The sequence below is a fragment of the Sinorhizobium sp. genome (assembly GCF_059070375.1).
The window spans coordinates 1611677-1627752 of sequence record NZ_JCACWC010000003.1 but is presented as its reverse complement, the minus strand read 5'-3'; the positions used below and the strand labels follow the sequence as shown (position 1 = coordinate 1627752).

General features: G+C 62.8%; 14 protein-coding genes. All 14 read right to left on the bottom strand.

Annotated features, from left to right (window positions below):
* Positions 1-23: 23 nt before the first annotated feature.
* The 14 genes from AC5J09_RS19870 to argS all read right to left on the bottom strand — a co-directional run bounded on the left by AC5J09_RS19870 (position 24) and on the right by argS (position 16056).
* The gene (locus AC5J09_RS19870) at positions 24-1565 is read right to left on the bottom strand and encodes a LysM peptidoglycan-binding domain-containing protein (protein WP_324763339.1); all 1542 of its coding nucleotides are present in this window, start codon (positions 1563-1565) and stop codon (positions 24-26) included.
* Between the two features lie 267 nt (positions 1566-1832).
* Positions 1833-2486 carry a biotin biosynthesis protein BioC gene (locus AC5J09_RS19865; RefSeq protein WP_494298303.1) on the bottom strand — a complete coding sequence of 218 codons (654 nt, stop codon included), beginning with the start codon at positions 2484-2486 and terminating at the stop codon, positions 1833-1835.
* Positions 2487-2726: 240 nt separating this feature from the next.
* Complete coding sequence (locus AC5J09_RS19860) at positions 2727-3380, bottom strand: protein-L-isoaspartate(D-aspartate) O-methyltransferase (protein ID WP_100674027.1); 654 nt, start codon at positions 3378-3380, stop codon at positions 2727-2729.
* On the bottom strand, positions 3377-4147 hold the full coding sequence (gene surE, locus AC5J09_RS19855) for a 5'/3'-nucleotidase SurE (RefSeq protein ID WP_494298302.1): 771 nt from the start codon (positions 4145-4147) through the stop codon (positions 3377-3379). The genes AC5J09_RS19860 and surE overlap by 4 nt, the downstream gene beginning before the upstream one ends.
* Positions 4148-4175: 28 nt before the next feature.
* Positions 4176-5459, bottom strand: coding sequence for a serine--tRNA ligase (gene serS, locus AC5J09_RS19850; RefSeq protein WP_324763337.1), 1284 nt, complete (start codon positions 5457-5459; stop codon positions 4176-4178).
* A 134-nt stretch (positions 5460-5593) separates the two neighbouring features.
* Positions 5594-6436, bottom strand: coding sequence for a twin-arginine translocase subunit TatC (gene tatC, locus AC5J09_RS19845; RefSeq protein ID WP_018097729.1), 843 nt, complete (start codon positions 6434-6436; stop codon positions 5594-5596).
* Positions 6433-7080 carry a Sec-independent protein translocase protein TatB gene (gene tatB, locus AC5J09_RS19840; protein WP_411932921.1) on the bottom strand — a complete coding sequence of 216 codons (648 nt, stop codon included), beginning with the start codon at positions 7078-7080 and terminating at the stop codon, positions 6433-6435. Before tatB ends, tatC begins: the two co-directional genes overlap by 4 nt.
* 73 nt (positions 7081-7153) lie before the next feature.
* Complete coding sequence (locus AC5J09_RS19835) at positions 7154-7360, bottom strand: twin-arginine translocase TatA/TatE family subunit (RefSeq protein ID WP_003534564.1); 207 nt, start codon at positions 7358-7360, stop codon at positions 7154-7156.
* Between the two features lie 94 nt (positions 7361-7454).
* Positions 7455-8564, bottom strand: a complete 1110-nt coding sequence (locus AC5J09_RS19830) for an ABC transporter ATP-binding protein (RefSeq protein WP_494298301.1) — start codon at positions 8562-8564, stop codon at positions 7455-7457.
* Positions 8565-8627: 63 nt separating this feature from the next.
* The gene (gene scpB, locus AC5J09_RS19825) at positions 8628-9347 is read right to left on the bottom strand and encodes an SMC-Scp complex subunit ScpB (protein WP_275597999.1); all 720 of its coding nucleotides are present in this window, start codon (positions 9345-9347) and stop codon (positions 8628-8630) included.
* Positions 9340-10179 carry a segregation and condensation protein A gene (locus AC5J09_RS19820; RefSeq protein ID WP_164867107.1) on the bottom strand — a complete coding sequence of 280 codons (840 nt, stop codon included), beginning with the start codon at positions 10177-10179 and terminating at the stop codon, positions 9340-9342. The genes scpB and AC5J09_RS19820 overlap by 8 nt, the downstream gene beginning before the upstream one ends.
* A gap of 72 nt (positions 10180-10251) precedes the next feature.
* Positions 10252-11286: a beta-N-acetylhexosaminidase gene (nagZ, locus tag AC5J09_RS19815; RefSeq protein ID WP_494298300.1), complete on the bottom strand. Its 1035-nt coding sequence runs from the start codon at positions 11284-11286 to the stop codon at positions 10252-10254.
* A gap of 108 nt (positions 11287-11394) precedes the next feature.
* Complete coding sequence (locus AC5J09_RS19810; RefSeq protein ID WP_494298299.1) at positions 11395-14235, bottom strand: SPOR domain-containing protein; 2841 nt, start codon at positions 14233-14235, stop codon at positions 11395-11397.
* 63 nt (positions 14236-14298) lie between these two features.
* Positions 14299-16056, bottom strand: coding sequence for an arginine--tRNA ligase (gene argS, locus AC5J09_RS19805; RefSeq protein ID WP_100674035.1), 1758 nt, complete (start codon positions 16054-16056; stop codon positions 14299-14301).
* Between the last annotated feature and the right edge of the window lie 20 nt (positions 16057-16076).

The window sequence follows — 16076 nt, the reverse complement described above, 5'->3', positions numbered from 1 at the left end:
CCAGGCACGGCCGGTGCCACGGCTTATTCCAGATAGGTCGCAGGGTTGACCGGGGTCGCATTCTTGCGCACCTCGAAGTGCACTTGTGGCCGGGTCGCTCTGCCTGTCATGCCGGAGGATGCGAGCGTCTGGCCGCGCTGGACTTTCTGACCGCGTTGAACCTTGAGTTCGGCAGCGTTGCCGTAAACCGTCACCGTACCGTCGTCGTGGCGCACCAGAACGGCATTGCCGAGTTCTTTCAGGCTGCTGCCCGAGTAGATCACGACACCGTTCTCGGCTGCCTTGATGGGCGTCCCCTCCGGCACCGAAATGTTGATGCCATCGTTTCGGTTGCCGTCGACATTGGCGCCATAGCCAGCGACGACCGCGCCACGGACAGGCCAACGGTACTTTCCGATGCCGGTCGATTTCGGAAGATCCTCGTCACCATCCGACCGGATGGCAACCTCCGACACGCTCTCCTTGGCGGCAGGCGCCTTGGATTCGGTCAGCTTACCCTGCTCGGTCGAAGCCGCCTGGGCCTCGTTCTTCTTGGCCGAAACAGAAGCCGTGACCACCGCATCGGTCGCCGGCGTTTTCGCCGAGGCACTCGGGATATTGAGTTTCTGCCCGATGCGGATGGCTTCTGTCGTAAGCCCGTTCGCCTGCTTCAGGGCAGCGACCGAAACGCCGTTCGCCTTGGCGATTCGATTGAGCGAGTCGCCCGGCTTGACCGTATAGGCACCATTTCCACCGCCCTCGCCGGCGCTGTTGAGCTTGCCCGCCGCGACATCGCTGCGGCTTTCGCTCTTTTCACGCGACTGGGACTGGCCGGGGAGGATTGCCACCTCGCGCTGATCGGTCGGCAGCGGAGACGGACGCTTCTTGCCGCCCTCCACGTCGGCGATCGAACCCGATGCGGCCGCCTTTGCCGCGCTGCCTGCAGTACCGAACGCCGGAATGACGAGCCGCTGGCCCGGCTCTACCTGGCTTGCCGATTTCAGGCCATTCGCCTTCAGTATCTCCTTCTCGGGGACGCCGAAGCGTCTGGCGAGAACAGTAATCGTGTCGCCTTGACGGACCATGATGGTCGGCGCGTTGGAGGCGCTCCAGCCACCCTTGCTCGACATATCCTTGGCTGCCCCCGCCAGCGGCTCCGCCTTCGGGAGGGCAGCAGCCTGCGACGCGAGGGAGGCGGTCTGAACCTGCGGCTGCCGAGATGCGGCGGATGGTTCATCGAGGCTCGTGCGCTGAACGCTCATCGGCGTCGATGCGACACGGGCGCTGGATACCGGCGAGGCCGCCGCCGTGTTGTAGCCTCCGTTGCCGCCGCCGGAGGGATAGGATTGACCGAGCGCTGCATTGTTCCCGTAGGAGGGCGCCGCACCGCCGCTCGCCACATCGCCTCTCGGTACCGTACTCGAGCCCTGCGGGATCGCACCCGTCATTATGTCGTCGGACCGCGAAAAGAGCCCGCCGAAGCGGCTGGCGTCAGAACTGCAACCGGTCGCTACACCCGCAAGCAGGATCGCCGCACAGAGACGGATCATGGACTTGCCTGCTTGGGGAGATACAAATTTACGCATGACGCTTTACCCACTCCGAACGCAACTCGCTGTAGAAGGATTAAAGCGCATTAGAGTTACCGCCCGGTTAAAGACGGCACCACTTTGGCGAAATGCTAACCATAGCCGCACCGAAGCGGGCGTTTTCCGGTCATACGTGCGCTGCGGAACCGGGATACGGATCGCCAGAGCACCTCCAGGAAAAGTGTGTAACGGTTTTCCGTGTGGAAGTGCGCAATTCCAAAAGTGGTAGGGTGTCTCACTGTTTCAGCGAAACAGTGAGACACCCTATAGCAGCTCGGAATAAAGCCGTTCGATTTCCGTCATCGGTCTCGGCTCGGGCGCATTTACCTCATAGCTGATGTTGGACGCATCCCAGGCGAAAAAGACGCGCTCTGCCGGCGACATCGTGGTTGGGGCCGGCGAAGGGACAATCTTGTCTTCTTCGAGAAACACGCTGACGAGGTTCTCGAATTTGGCATCTATGTCGAGGCCGCTGTCCGCATCATAGTCGAGCGAGCGCAGGCCCGCGACCGCCGCTTCGCGCGTCCCGAAATAGCGCAGGCTGTTCTGATCCTCCGGGCGAAGGCCGTCATAATAGTCGATGAAGGCCCGGTAATATGCCCTGTAGTCACCGGTTTCGGCGAGCTTGCCGAACGCCTGGTACTCGCGTGCCGCAAGTTGCGGCGAAAGACGATTGTTCCACTCGTCCTTCGTAAGCGGCGGCAATTTCTCAGGCGTTCTTTTGGCCCGGCCGAGATAGAGCAACGCGTCGGCGGACAGCGAAATGCGCGGTGTCGGGTCGACGAAGCCCGCAGGCGCAACCAGCGTCCCGCTCTCGCCTTTGTCCGCGGCAGCAGCCTGGTCGGCCGAACGCCCGGCGAGATTTCCCAAGCCATCACCGGACGCAGCGGCAGCGTTCAACCTGTTCTCGATCTGCATATGCCGTCTCCGTCTGTCGCATGACGACTGCGATGCGGAGCAAATGCGTACTCCGCGTCATCTCATGCCGTCCCGGCCTGGATCACGATGATTTCAGGTCGGGTACCTAAAGAGGGAAGCTTGCGCGGGGCTGGAGCGGGTTAAGATTGTATTAACCCGCTTCCGGGAGGCGCACGAGATCACGATGTTTCAGGTCGGGTCGGCCTAAAAGATGAACGTCATCGATTCCAAGAAATTAGACTAAAGGAACGACGCTACCTGTGGGACGATCGGAAGGTAAGGCGCATCGAACAGGTCTTCCCGGTCGAAGCGGCTACCGGTGCGGTTGACGCGAACGATACGGCAATGCGTTTCGCTCATCATGATCGGCACCAACAGCGTGCCGCCGGAGACGAGATGATCGGAGAACGTCCGGGGAAGGCTGTTGAACGCAGCGGTAATGAGGATCCGGTCGAAGGTGCCCTCGCCCGGCACTCCTGCACTGCCATCGGCCTGGCGGACGACGACGTTGCGCAGGCCCGCCTTCTCGAGGTTTTTCTGCGCCGAGGCGACGAGTGTCTGGTACCGCTCGATCGTCAGCACGCGCTCGGCGATCCGCCCCATCACGGCCGCGGTAAAGCCGCTGCCGGTTCCGACCTCGAGTATACGCTGGCCCGGCTTGAGATTGAGACAATGCAGAAGCCGCACGGCCATGTCGCAGCCCTCCATGAACGAGCCGCAATCGAGCGGAATCAGCCGCTTGGAGTAGACTTCGTCCTGGTATTGCGGCGGAGCGAAGAGCGTCCGCGGCGTCTGCTCCACAGCCTTCAGCAGCTCATGATTGACGATGCCGCCCGAGCGAAGCCGCAGCGCCATCGCTGCAAACCCCTCCTGCTGCGAAATTCGTCCGCTCAAGCGACACTTCCTTCCCGCAATGCCCGCGCGATGCGCTCCTGAGCGGCATGATCGGTCATGTCCAGTTTAAGCGGGGTTACCGAAATCCTGTTGTCTCGAAGAGCCCTGATGTCGGTGCCGGAACGGAAATCGCCGGCACGTTCGCCGAAACGGAGCCAGAAATAGGGAAAGCCGCGTCCGTCCGTGCGCTCGTCGATGCTGAGACCGAATTCGAGCTTGCCCTGCGACGTGACTTCAACGCCCGCAACGGCATCGACGGCGCAGTTCGGAAAGTTCAGGTTGATAAGCGTTCCGTCCGGCAGGTCGACTCCCATCAATGTGCGGATGAGCGCCGGTGCGTGCGTCTCTGCTACATCCCAGGGAACGTCGCGGCCAACGGCATATTGAAAGGCTTGGCTGAGTGCGATCGAGCGAATGCCCTGCAGCGTTCCCTCGATAGCGCCGGCCACGGTCCCGGAATAGGTGACATCGTCCGCAAGGTTTGCGCCGACATTGACGCCGGAAAGGACGAGGTCGGGCTTGCGATCAAGAATCTTCTTGACCGCCATGATAACACAATCGGTCGGGGTACCCCGGAGCGCAAAGCGCCGTTCGGAAACCGGGCGCAGACGCAGCGGCTCCGAAAGCGTCAGAGAATGGGCAAGCCCGCTCTGGTCCACTTCCGGTGCCACCACCCAAACGTCGTCCGTTATCGTCCGGGCGATCCGTTCCAGCACGGAGAGGCCCTCGGCGTGAATGCCATCGTCATTCGTCAGCAGGATGCGCATTGCCGGTCTTCTTCCGCTTCATTCGTGCTTAGGCCGATTTCTCGATCCGCCGCAGGCCGCCCATATAAGGCACAAGGACGTCCGGCACCGTGATCGAGCCGTCGTCATTCAGGTAATTCTCGACAACGGCAATCAGCGCCCGGCCGAGCGCGACGCCGGATCCGTTGAGCGTGTGGACGAACTTCGTCCCCTTCTCTTCTTTCCCGCGGTAACGTGCGTTCATCCGACGGGCCTGGAAATCGCCGCAGACGGAGCAGGAGGAAATTTCGCGATAGGCGTCCTGCCCCGGCAACCAGACCTCGAGATCATAGGTCTTGCGCGCGCCGAACCCCATATCGCCGGTGCAGAGCGTCATGACGCGGTAGTGCAGGCCGAGGCGCTTGAGCACCTCCTCGGCACAAGCGGTCATGCGCTCGTGCTCGTCGATCGAACTTTCGGCGTCGGTGATCGACACCAGTTCGACCTTGTTGAACTGATGCTGGCGCAACATGCCGCGGGTGTCACGACCGGCGGAACCGGCCTCGGAGCGGAAGCACGGGGTCAGCGCAGTGAAGCGCAACGGTAGTTTCTCACCGTCGAGAATCTGCTCCCGCACCATGTTCGTCAGCGGCACTTCCGCAGTCGGGATCAGCCAGCGCCCGTCGGTCGTGCGGAAGAGATCGTCGGAGAATTTCGGCAACTGGCCGGTGCCGTACATCGCATCGTCGCGAACGAGCAAGGGCGGCTGAACCTCGGTGTAACCATGCTCTGCGGTGTGCAGATCGAGCATGAACTGGCCGAGAGCCCGCTCGAGCCGGGCGAGCTGGCCCTTCAGGATGGTGAAGCGCGACCCGGCGATCCGGGCCGCTCCCTCGAAGTCCATCAGTCCCAGCGCCTCGCCGATCTCGAAATGCTCGAGAGGCTTGTGATTCCAGCCGGGCTTGGCGCCGACGACCCGCGTCACGACATTCGCGCTTTCGTCCGCGCCAACGGGCACGTCGTCGAGCGGCGTGTTGGGGATGCGCGACAGCGCGTCCGAGAGTTCGGCCTCGATCTGACGGCTTTCCTCTTCGGCCGCCGGCAACGCATTCTTGAGGTCGGCGACTTCGGCCTTGAGCCTGTCGGCCAGCTCGCTGTTCTTCTGGGCCATCGCCGCGCCGATCTCCTTCGACGCGGCATTGCGCCGCGACTGCATGTCCTGCAGGGACTGGAGGACCGCGCGGCGGCGTTCGTCAAGTGCGATCAGGGACGCCGACAACGGCTCCGCACCCCGTTTCGCCAGGGCGTCGTCGAGCCTGTCTGCATTCTCACGGATCCATTTGATATCGAGCATAGTCGTTCCACGCGTTAGTTGCTGCAGGACGTCGGAGCCGCTTACGGCGAAATCCTGCAGCGATTCAGAATGCCACAGCGCCCCTTGCGCGTGCGAGGAGCGAGGGCGCCGTGAACGGCGCAAGACGTCCGCGGTCAGCCCTTGGCGGGGTCAGCCGTCTCGGACGAGCTTTCCTGCTCAGAGGCAGCCTCGCGCTCGAGGGCCTCGGCAGCCCTTCGCCTTTCGACGAGTCGCGCCGTGTAGATTGAAATTTCGTAGAGAAGGATGGCTGGCAGCGCAAGGCCGATCTGGGAAACCGGATCCGGCGGCGTCAGAACCGCTGCGACCACGAAGGCGATCACGATCGCGTATTTGCGCTTCTCGGCGAGCCCCTGGGCGGTGACGAAGCCGACACGCGCGAGGAGCGTCGTGATGACCGGCAACTGGAACACCAGACCGAAGGCGAAGACCAGTGACATGATGAGGCTGAGATACTCGGACACCTTCGGCAGGAGCTGGATCGCGACCTGCCCTTCGCCGCCGCCCTGTTCCATGGCGAGGAAGAACCACATGACCATCGGCGTGAAGAAGAAATAGACCAGCGCGCCGCCAAGCAGGAACAGGAGTGGCGAAGCGACCAGGAATGGCAGGAAGGCAGCGCGTTCGTTCTTGTAAAGGCCGGGTGCAACGAACCTGTACACCTGCGAGGCGATGACCGGAAATGCGATCACCAGCGCACCGAACATCGCAACTTTGATCTGCGTGAAGAAGAACTCCTGCGGCGCCGTGTAGATGAGCTCAACGTTGCGGTGGCTGAGTCCGGCCCAGCTCACGGCCCACTTGAACGGCAGAACAAGGAGGTTGAACAGCTGCTTGGCAAAATAGAAGCAGACGAGGAACGCCACGAAGAATGCGCCCACCGCCCACATCAACCGCGTGCGCAGTTCGATCAGATGCTCGATAAGCGGCTGCGGCCGGTCCTCGATATCGCGGCTCATGCGTCACCTTTCTTGCGCGAAGCCGCGCGCGTCTTCGACTTGCTCGCAGCCGGCGCTTCGCCCGGCGCCTTGCGCGCCGGCGACTTCTTCGGCGCCGTTTCGCCGGCGGCCTTCTTCGTGACGGAAGCGCCCGACTTCTTGGACTGCGCTCTGGACTTCACGGCAGGTTCCGGTTCGCTCGCCTTCGGCGCGTCGGCGGCACGGTCCATCTGTCTCGATGCCGAGCTCACCGCTGCCGCCGCCACCTTATCCGTGGCTACTGCCGCCGTTTCGCCGGCGGCGTCGGTATTGACCGGTTCGACCAGCGGTTCGGGCGTCGTGGAGGCTGGCGGCCTGTCGGGCGTGGTCGCCTTCTGCAGATCGGACTTGATCTCGTTACCGAGCTGCCGCAGCGGATTCATCGCATCCCGCAATGCCGCGGTCGGATTGAGGCTTTGCGCATCGCTGATCGTCTTGCGAACGTCGTCGAGATCGGCTTCGCGCAGCGCCTCGTCGAACTGCCGCCGAAAATCGGACGCCATCCCGCGCATCTTGGACGTCATCCGTCCAAACGCGCGCAGCATCGGCGGCAGGTCCTTCGGACCGACGACGATGATCAAGACGATTGCGATAACAACAAGCTCGGTCCAGCCGATATCAAGCATCCGACGCGCCCTAAAAACCCGTGATGCGGGCTACCGGGTGCCTGTCGCACCCAGCCCCGTCAGCTTCCGACCGTCAGCGGACTTCGTCAGATTTGTGGTCGACGGTCTTGCCGTCGATCGATTTGTCGGCCGAAGCGACCTCGTCGTCGCCCATGCCCTTCTTGAAGTTCTTGATGCCCTTGGCAACGTCGCCCATCAACTCGGGGATCTTGCCGCGGCCGAACAGCAGCAGAACCACCGCCAGAACGATCAGCCAATGCCAGATACTAAACGAACCCATCCACTTACTCCCTCGAGACCCTAAACAGATTAGAGCCCAGCACGTTGTCATTTTTCAGGCGCACCCTCCGGGCACGCCATCCTCTTGGCGGACCCTAAGGTGTTGAGGCGTCTTTTTCAAACACCAATATGTCGCGCTCGTTAACGGAAAGCGTGACGTCACGCAATCCTTGCGGCAGCAAATCGGCGCGGATGCGGGCGCGAACCGTGCGTTCGGACTGCGGCACGGCGAGTTCCAGAAGCTCCACGACGCCAAGGAAGCGCCGGGATACGATGCGTGCCGGAATTTCTCCACCCGTCTCGTCGAGCCGGATGCCGGAAAGACGCACGGCTACGCTCAGTGGCTGCCCCTCCGTATATTGCGCTGTTGCCACAACCCCCAGCGGCGTTTCGGCATGACCGTCCCGCACGCGCGCATCGAAGACGTTAATTTCCGAGAAGAAGCCGGCAGTGAAGAGATCGCAGGGCCGGCGATAGAGCTCGTCCGCCGTGCCGACCTGCACCAGCCGACCGTCTTTCAGCAGTGCGATCCGGTCCGCCATACGCATCGCCTCTTCGGCGTCGTGCGTTACGACGATGGCGGTCGCGCGCGTCTCGCGCAGTATGGCCAGCGTGTCGGCGCGGATGGAATCCTTCAGGCGGGAATCGAGGCCGGAAAAAGGCTCGTCCATCAAAAGCACCGCCGGCCGCGGCGCAAGCGCACGGGCCAGCGCCACGCGCTGCTGCTCGCCACCTGAAAGGACATGCGGATACCGCTCGGCATAATGCAGAAGGCCGACCCTCTCCAGCGCGGCATCGGCCTGCAGCAATGCCTTTTTCTTCGGCAATTCGGTCAAGCCGAAACAGACGTTCTCACGGATGGTCATATGAGGGAAAAGGGCGAAGTCCTGGAACATCAGGCCGACGCCGCGTTGCTCCGGCGGAATGAAGATGGAAGGGCCGGATATTTCCTGTCCATTCAGCAGCAGACGCCCGCCCGTCTGCTTCTCTATGCCCGCGGCGATGCGCAACAGCGTTGTCTTGCCGGAGCCGGAAGGTCCGAGCAGGCAGAGCACTTCGCCGGCCTCGGCCTTGAGCGAAACACCCTTGATCGTTTCCTTGGAATGATACCGATGGCTGATATTCTCGAATGCCAGGTTCGCTGCGAACGACACACCCGAGCGCCTCGTCATCGTGACGGCGCCGCTACGCGCATCTGAAACCATGCTTGCATTCCTCGACCCGAAGATCCGGCTCTAACCTAAAGCCGATATCCATACTCAGGATTTTTAATCGTCTTCTTCAGCCTTCGGTGTCAAGAGGCCCAGTTCTTCGAGGTCCATCTGCGTGATGGGATCCTCGTTATCGGCAAACTCGTCGTCGCCGATCGGAACCGGAATGTTCAGATTGGAAGGGACACGCCCGGACAGCAGGCCGGCCCCCTTCAGCTCCTCGATGCCCGGCAGGTCGCGGATCTCTTCGAGGCCGAAATGATCGAGAAAATCTCTCGTCGTGCCGAACGTCACCGGACGTCCGGGCGTGCGTCTGCGACCGCGGAACCGCACCCATCCCGCCTCCATCAGCACGTCGAGGGTACCCTTCGAGGTCTGAACGCCGCGGATATCCTCGATCTCTGCCCGCGTCACCGGCTGGTGATAGGCGATGATCGCCAGCACCTCGAGCGCCGCGCGCGACAGTTTGCGGACCTCCTGCTCCTCCGTATTGACGACGAAGGACAGATCCGCGGCAGTGCGGAAGGCCCAATGATCGGCGACCTGAACCAGGTTGACGCCGCTACCGGCATATCGGTTCTTGAGCCGCGCCATAACGCTTGCGACGTCGACGCCGCGCGGCAGGCGGCCGGCAATATAGGTTTCTGAAACCGGTTGGGCCGAGGCAAATACAAGGGCCTCGGCGATCCGCTCCGCTTCCTGCTCGAGCCTCGGATCGAAAGAGAATTCTTCCTCGTAATCCTCGTCACCCGGCACGAATTTCTGGGCTTCAGCCACGTGCCGCCTCCATCTCCGCCAAGGTTGCTGCATCGATCGGATTTGGCCCGCGCCGCAGATAGATCGGCGTGAAAGCGCCCTCCTGCCGGATTTCCAACCGCCCCTCGCGCACCATTTCCAGTGAGGCCGCAAAGGAGCTCGCAATCGCCGTCGCGCGCTCCTTCGGGCTTGTCATGTAGCGGATCAGGAAATGGTCGAGCGCGGTCCAGTCGTCAAGACTGCCGACCATTCTCGCCAGGATCAAACGGGCATCGCCGAGCGACCAGACATGCCGCTTCTCGATCGTCACCTGGGTTATGGCCTGACGTTGCCTGAGCGTCGCATAGGCGGTCAGCAGGTCGTAGAGCGAGGCGTCATAATCGGACTTCCTCTCCGTGACGATGTGCTCGGGCGCGCCGCGCACGAAGATGTCCCGGCCGAGGCGGTTTCTGTTCACGAGTTTCGTCGCGGCGTCGCGCATCGCCTCCAGACGTTTCAGGCGGAATGCAAGCGCCGAGGCCATCTCCTCGCCCGACGGGCCTTCATCCTTTGCCGGCTGGGGGATGAGCAGGCGTGACTTGAGGTAAGCAAGCCACGCTGCCATGACGAGATAGTCGGCGGCAAGCTCGATACGGATAGACCGTGCCCGCTCGACGAAGGCGATATATTGTTCCGCAAGCGCCAGCACCGAGATGCGGGAAAGATCGACGCGCTGGCTGCGCGCGAGGTGCAGCAAGAGGTCCAGCGGACCTTCGAAGCCGGCGATGTCGACGACGAGCTCGTCCTCGTGCAATCCGCGACGGGCAGACTCGTCCTGCCACAAAGGCTCCATCGGCGCCTTCGCGGAAGGCATTTCCTGCCTTTCGTCCGATTTGCTCACGACCCTGCCCTTTCAGCAACGGACCCGCGCGCCAGGCTCGAGAGCCTAGGCGAGCGCGAACATTGCGTTGAATTCCGCGCGCAGCGCAGCTTCGACTGCGTCGTCCGGTTCCCGGAAAGCGGCCTCGGCAGCCCTCGCCCGGCGGAGCCTCTCGCCGGAGAGAACCGGAACGACATCTGCCACGGCCTTCATTTCTTCCATAATGCCATGACAATGCAAGACGAGATCAAGACCGGCCGCGATTATTCCGCCGGCACGTGCAGTCATGTCGCCGGCAAGCGCATTCATGGAAACGTCGTCGGACATCAGCAGGCCGTCGAAGCCGATGTGGCCCCGGATGATCTCGCTCACGACCTTCGCAGAGGTCGTCGCCGGGTTGTCCGGGTCGATAGCAGTGAAGACCATGTGCGCCGACATGGCCATCGCTTCGTCTTTCATGGCCGCGAAGGGCAGAAAATCGCTGCTCTTCAACTCATCGATACCGGCGCTGACGACCGGCAGGTTGTGATGCGAGTCGACGAAGGTCCGGCCGTGACCGGGCATGTGCTTCATCACCGGCAACATGCCGCCCGCCTTCAAACCTTCGCTCATCGCGCGACCGATCGCGGTTACCGTCGCCGGGTCATGCCCATAGGCACGATTGCCGATGACGTCATGGCTGCCGGGTACCGGCACATCGAGTACCGGCAGGCAATCGACCGTGATGCCGAAGCGCATCAGGTCGAAGGCATGCAGACGCCCCATGACCCATGCGGCACGCAGGCCCCGTTCCCTGTCCCGCCGATAGATTTCGCCGATCGCCGCGCCGTTCGGATATTGCTGCACGAGCGGCGGGCGTATGCGCTGAACGCGACCGCCCTCCTGATCGATCAATACCGGAGCCCGGGGGTTGCCGATGCTGTCACGCAGGCTCGCCACCAGGTCGCGGATCTGGTCTTCCTCGCCGATATTGCGTCCGAAGAGAATGAAGCCCCATGGGCGCTCGCCCGCAAAGAAATCGCGTTCTTCCTGCGTCAGCGTAAGGCCCTTGCAGCCGGATATGAATGCTTTTGATTCGCTCATACGAAAAGCATACTGCATGTTTCCCTAAAGCGTAGCCGACTTGGCCATATAAACGTGCGGCAATCCCGTAATGAAAACGGGCGCGGCATCCCTGCCGCGCCCGTTTCTTGTTTTCTCTTCTCAGGCTTATTTCGTTACCAGGCAGCTTCCGCCGGCGCTTTTATAGCGAGAGCAAAGCGAATTGGCCTCCTCGCGCGAACCGACGGGGATCCTGACCCGGTAATAGGTGCCCTTGCCAGCAATCTCCGCCTTGCGGATGTCCACCCCGCGACCGCCGATCACGCTCGCGAACTTCGAGGAGAGATTGTTGTAGCTCTTCTGCGCCTCGGCCTCCGAAGGCAGAGAGGCAATCTGGATCACGTAGCTGCCGGCGGGAACCGAAGCCGTCGCCAGCGGCGCGGCTGCCGTTTCGGTTGCAGGCTGGCTTTCCGCGGGGGCCGCGGCGGGAGCAGCGGCCTGCGGCTGAGCGGCCGGGCGTGCCTGCGGCAGCGCGGTCGTCTTTACGCTTCGAACGGGCGTGGCCCCTTCGGAGGCTGCAGCGAGCTGATCCGGCTGCGCGGCAGCCGTTGCTTCGGCTTGTGAACCGGCGGCAACGGCTTCACCGGACGCACGGGCCGGGATCGGCGCCGGACCGCCGGCTGTTGCCGCCGCGCTTTCCTGTTGCGGAGCCGGTTCCTCACGGGGGACAAGCGTACCGTCCGGCTTGACGATCATGGTGCGGACCTTGCGCGGTGCAACGGCGGGAACCGCTTCCTCTTCATCGGCGGCATTGCCGGCATCGGTCCCCGGCAGCAAGCGGGCGACCTCGTCGTCGTCGGCGGGCGAAGCACCCGGCAACGTCTCAACGTCTCCACGTCCCTCGAGCGGCAAAGTCTCCGGCGTCAGCGTCCGCTGCACCACGTCCATCGGCTCCTCCGTCGATGAGACCAGGCTCTGCTGGAGCGGCGCCTTGCCCGAGACGCCGGCAACGCGGTCGTAAACCGCCTTGTCCTGGTTCGGCACAGTCTTGCCGCCCTTCTCCTCGGGCACGACCTTCACCGGCGCCTTGTCCGCCAGGATGATCTTCGGACCATCGCCGGAAAGCACCGCGTTGCTGCCGCCCATCCAGGCGTAGACGGCGGCGCCGCCGACGATGATGATGCCGGCAACGCTGGCAGCCAGCAACATCGAGCGCTGGGACCGCCGGCCATAACCGTCTTCGCGATATTCCTCGGCCTGAGCATGGGGCATCGCCGTCATGCGCTCGGCTTCCTGCGTTGGGCTCCGGCGCTCCGCCATCGATCGCTGGAAGTCTTCCTCCATCGCCTTCTCGAACTCGTCGAAATCATCTGCCGGTGCGAATACAGGATCCGCTTTGTCCGCCGATGCAGCCACGGGTTCGAGGTTTGCGCCGTTCTTGGCAGCAGGCGCCGGCGCGCTGAAAAGCTGCGCCATCTCGGCGTCGATATCCAGATCGTAATCGGCCGGATAGGCCGCTGCTTTTTCCTCCGCCTCGACCGGAGGGAGCTGTGGAACGTCCAGTTCACCGATCGGTGCGACACCGCTTTCGGTCTCGCCGATCATCGCCGGGTCGAAAGGCAAGGCTACGTCGGCGGATGGCTTTTCGGGCTCCACCGGCACAGTCATGTCCCGCGACGATACCGGCGTTTGATGGACGAATGTCTCCGGCTCGCGTGGCGCGCCCATAGCCTGCAGATAAGGCTGCGCAGGCGTTTCCACGAGCGCCGGGTGCGCTACGGCGGCCTGCGTAGCGACAATGCTCGCCGGCGCATCGGCAACCGGGCTGTCCGCAAGATCGAGGTCGAGCGCTATGTCGGCCAGTTCGAGTTCGAAGTCCTCGATGTCGAAGCTCGGCTCGACTTCCGCTTCGGGCATCCTGTTTTCGGGCACCTGAGGCGCTGCTTCCGCACGCGTCTCGGGCGCTCGTTCCGGCGACACGCTCTGCACGACGACCGCCGGGCTTGTGGCAGCCGGGCTTGCGACAGCCGTCTCGACGGTCGGCGTGGCAAAAGCCCGCTGCTGCGAGACGCCGCCTGACGACGCAACCGGAGTCGCGCGGCTGAACGTCGGAGTAAAAGGATAGTTGTTCTTCTTCACGGCCGCCGGAGCGGGCCGATGCTGCGTTTCGGCCACGGCCGGGGCAGCGACTTCTGCGGCGGCAGGCACCGGAAAACGCTCGACATCGGTCAGGAGCCGGTCGGCGTCAGTGGAAGCCGACGGTGGCGACGGCATTTCCGGCGGCGCGACGGCAATGTCCGTAAGCTCGTTGCTCTCGACCGCACCGGCGAGATCGCCGGCCATGTCGACATAGACGGGCTCTGCAAGCCCGGCCTGCTCGGCGAGTTTGCCGGCTACGGCCAGCTTGGCGGAAAGCGGTTCCTGCCAGTCGGAGAAGATAGGAACGTCGCTTACGCCGGCAGGCACCACATCCGGCTGGGCGGCGTCGGTCGCATCCGGCGACGCATCGTAGCCAAGCGACAATTCGAGCTCGCGCTCCAGGTCGACGGCCGGTTCGTCATGGGACGCTACGGTGACCGCAGTCAAATCCTCGTTCGACGTCCGCTCCACCGGGGTCTCGATGGAAGGCGACGCTGCAGCGTCGGCGACCCCCTCGGGGGCCGGAGCGACATCGGTGACGACTGCATTCTGAGCGACCTGTTCGTCGAAGACCGGGTGCGGGCCATCGGTCGACACTGGGGCAGACGGATGTTCGACAAGGCCGCTATCGGGCCGAACAGGCGCTGCATGGGGCGTATCGTAGCTATCGAACGCGCGGAGGAGCTCCTCCTCGAGATCGAAGGCCGGCTCGCGCCGCATCGCCTCCTGGTGGCGCTGAAGTTCCTGCAGTTGCTGAACGGCTGGCCGAGCATCGTAACCGACAATGCGGGCAAGTTCGCTCAACGGATCATCATCGGCCAATGGTTCGAATTCTGCCGGCCCGCTTCGTGCGAATTGTTTGTCTGCCATACTCTCCACTCACAACTGCCTGCGTTGAATTGCCAGTGCATTGTGGGGAATTGGTGACACGACTTACCGCATCTCATCCGGTGCAGAAGTGCCTGTGATCGACAGGCCTGACTTCAATACCGAGGCGACAGCATGCACCAGCCCGAGTCTGGCAATGCTTAATTCTCTATTCTTATCGTTAACAAAACGTAATTCCGGGTTTTCCTTACCTTTGTTCCAGTGTCCGTGGAAGACCGCGGCAAGATCATACAGGTAAAAAGCGATCCGGTGAGGCTCGTGCGAGAGTGCTGCCGCCTCCACCACGCGGGGATATTCTGCAAGCTTGGCGACGAGCTGCATTTCGGTGGGATCGACAATCGCGCCGGCCGCGCCTGCGAGATCGACGGAGGACAGATCAAGATCAGGGAATGCTTCCGCAGCCTGGCGGAAGACGGAGCGGCAGCGCGCGTGGGCGTATTGCACGTAGAAGACCGGGTTGTCCTTCGACTGTTCCGTCACCTTTGCGAAGTCGAAGTCGAGCGGCTCGGAGCTCTTGCGGTAAAGCATCATGAACCGCACGGGATCGCGCCCGACTTCGTCGACGACGTCGCGCAGGGTCACGAAATCGCCCGAACGCTTGGACATCTTCACGGGCTCGCCGTTGCGATAGAGCTTCACGAGCTGGCAGAGCAGCACCGTCAGCTTCGCCGATCCGCCGGAGATCGCACGCGCCAGTGCCTCCAGCCGCTTGACGTAGCCGCCATGGTCGGCGCCGAGCACATAGATCATCTCGTGGAAGCCACGATCGAACTTGTCCTTGAAGTAAGCAACATCGGCCGCGAAATAAGTATAGCTGCCATCGGACTTGATCAGCGGGCGATCGATGTCGTCGCCGACCTCGGTCGAGCGGAAGAGCGTCTGCTCCCTGTCTTCCCAGTCTTCCGGCAGCTGCCCCTTCGGGGGCGGCAGCGTGCCCTTGTAGACGTGACCCTTGAAGGTCAAATCGTTGATGGCCGTGCGGATCCGCGCCGCACCGTTGTCGTGCAGGGCGCGCTCGGAAAAGAACACGTCATGGTTGACGTTAAGCGCCGCCAGATCCTCGCGGATCATCGCCATCATCGCGTCGATGACACGCTCCTTGACGAGCGGCACCCATTTGTCCTCCGGCATGATCCGGAGGCTCGTGCCGTACTCGTCCGCGAGCGCCTCGCCCACCGGCACGAGATAGTCGCCTGGGTAAAGCCCCGCCGGAATTTCGGCGATATCCTCGCCGAGCGCCTGGCGGTAGCGCAGGAATGCCGAGCGGGCGAGAACCTCGATCTGCGAGCCCGCGTCGTTGATGTAGTATTCCTTGGTCACGTCATAGCCTGCAAAGGCCAGCAGGTTGGCGAGCGCGTCACCGACGACCGCGCCGCGGCAATGGCCGACATGCATCGGCCCCGTCGGGTTTGCCGAGACATACTCCACGTTGATCTTGCGTCCGGCGCCGGACGTGCTGCGTCCGTAATCGACGCCGGCACGCGTGATGGCTGCCAGAAGCTTCTGCCAATAGGAAACCGACAGGCGGACATTGATGAAACCGGGACCGGCAACCGAAACGCCGGCAACCTCCGGATCATGCCCGAGCTTTTCGACGATCAGTTCCGCAAGCGCGCGCGGGTTCATGCCAAGGGGCTTGGCGAGCACCATGGCGGCATTGGTCGCCACATCGCCGTGACTTGCATCGCGCGGCGGCTCTACATTGATGCGCCCGAAGTCCAGCTCGGATCGCTTTTCACGAATGATCTCAATCGATTCCAGAATTCTGTTAATTCTTGCTTCGAAGTCTGTGAAAAGGTTCATCTAATCCGTCCGCTTTTTCC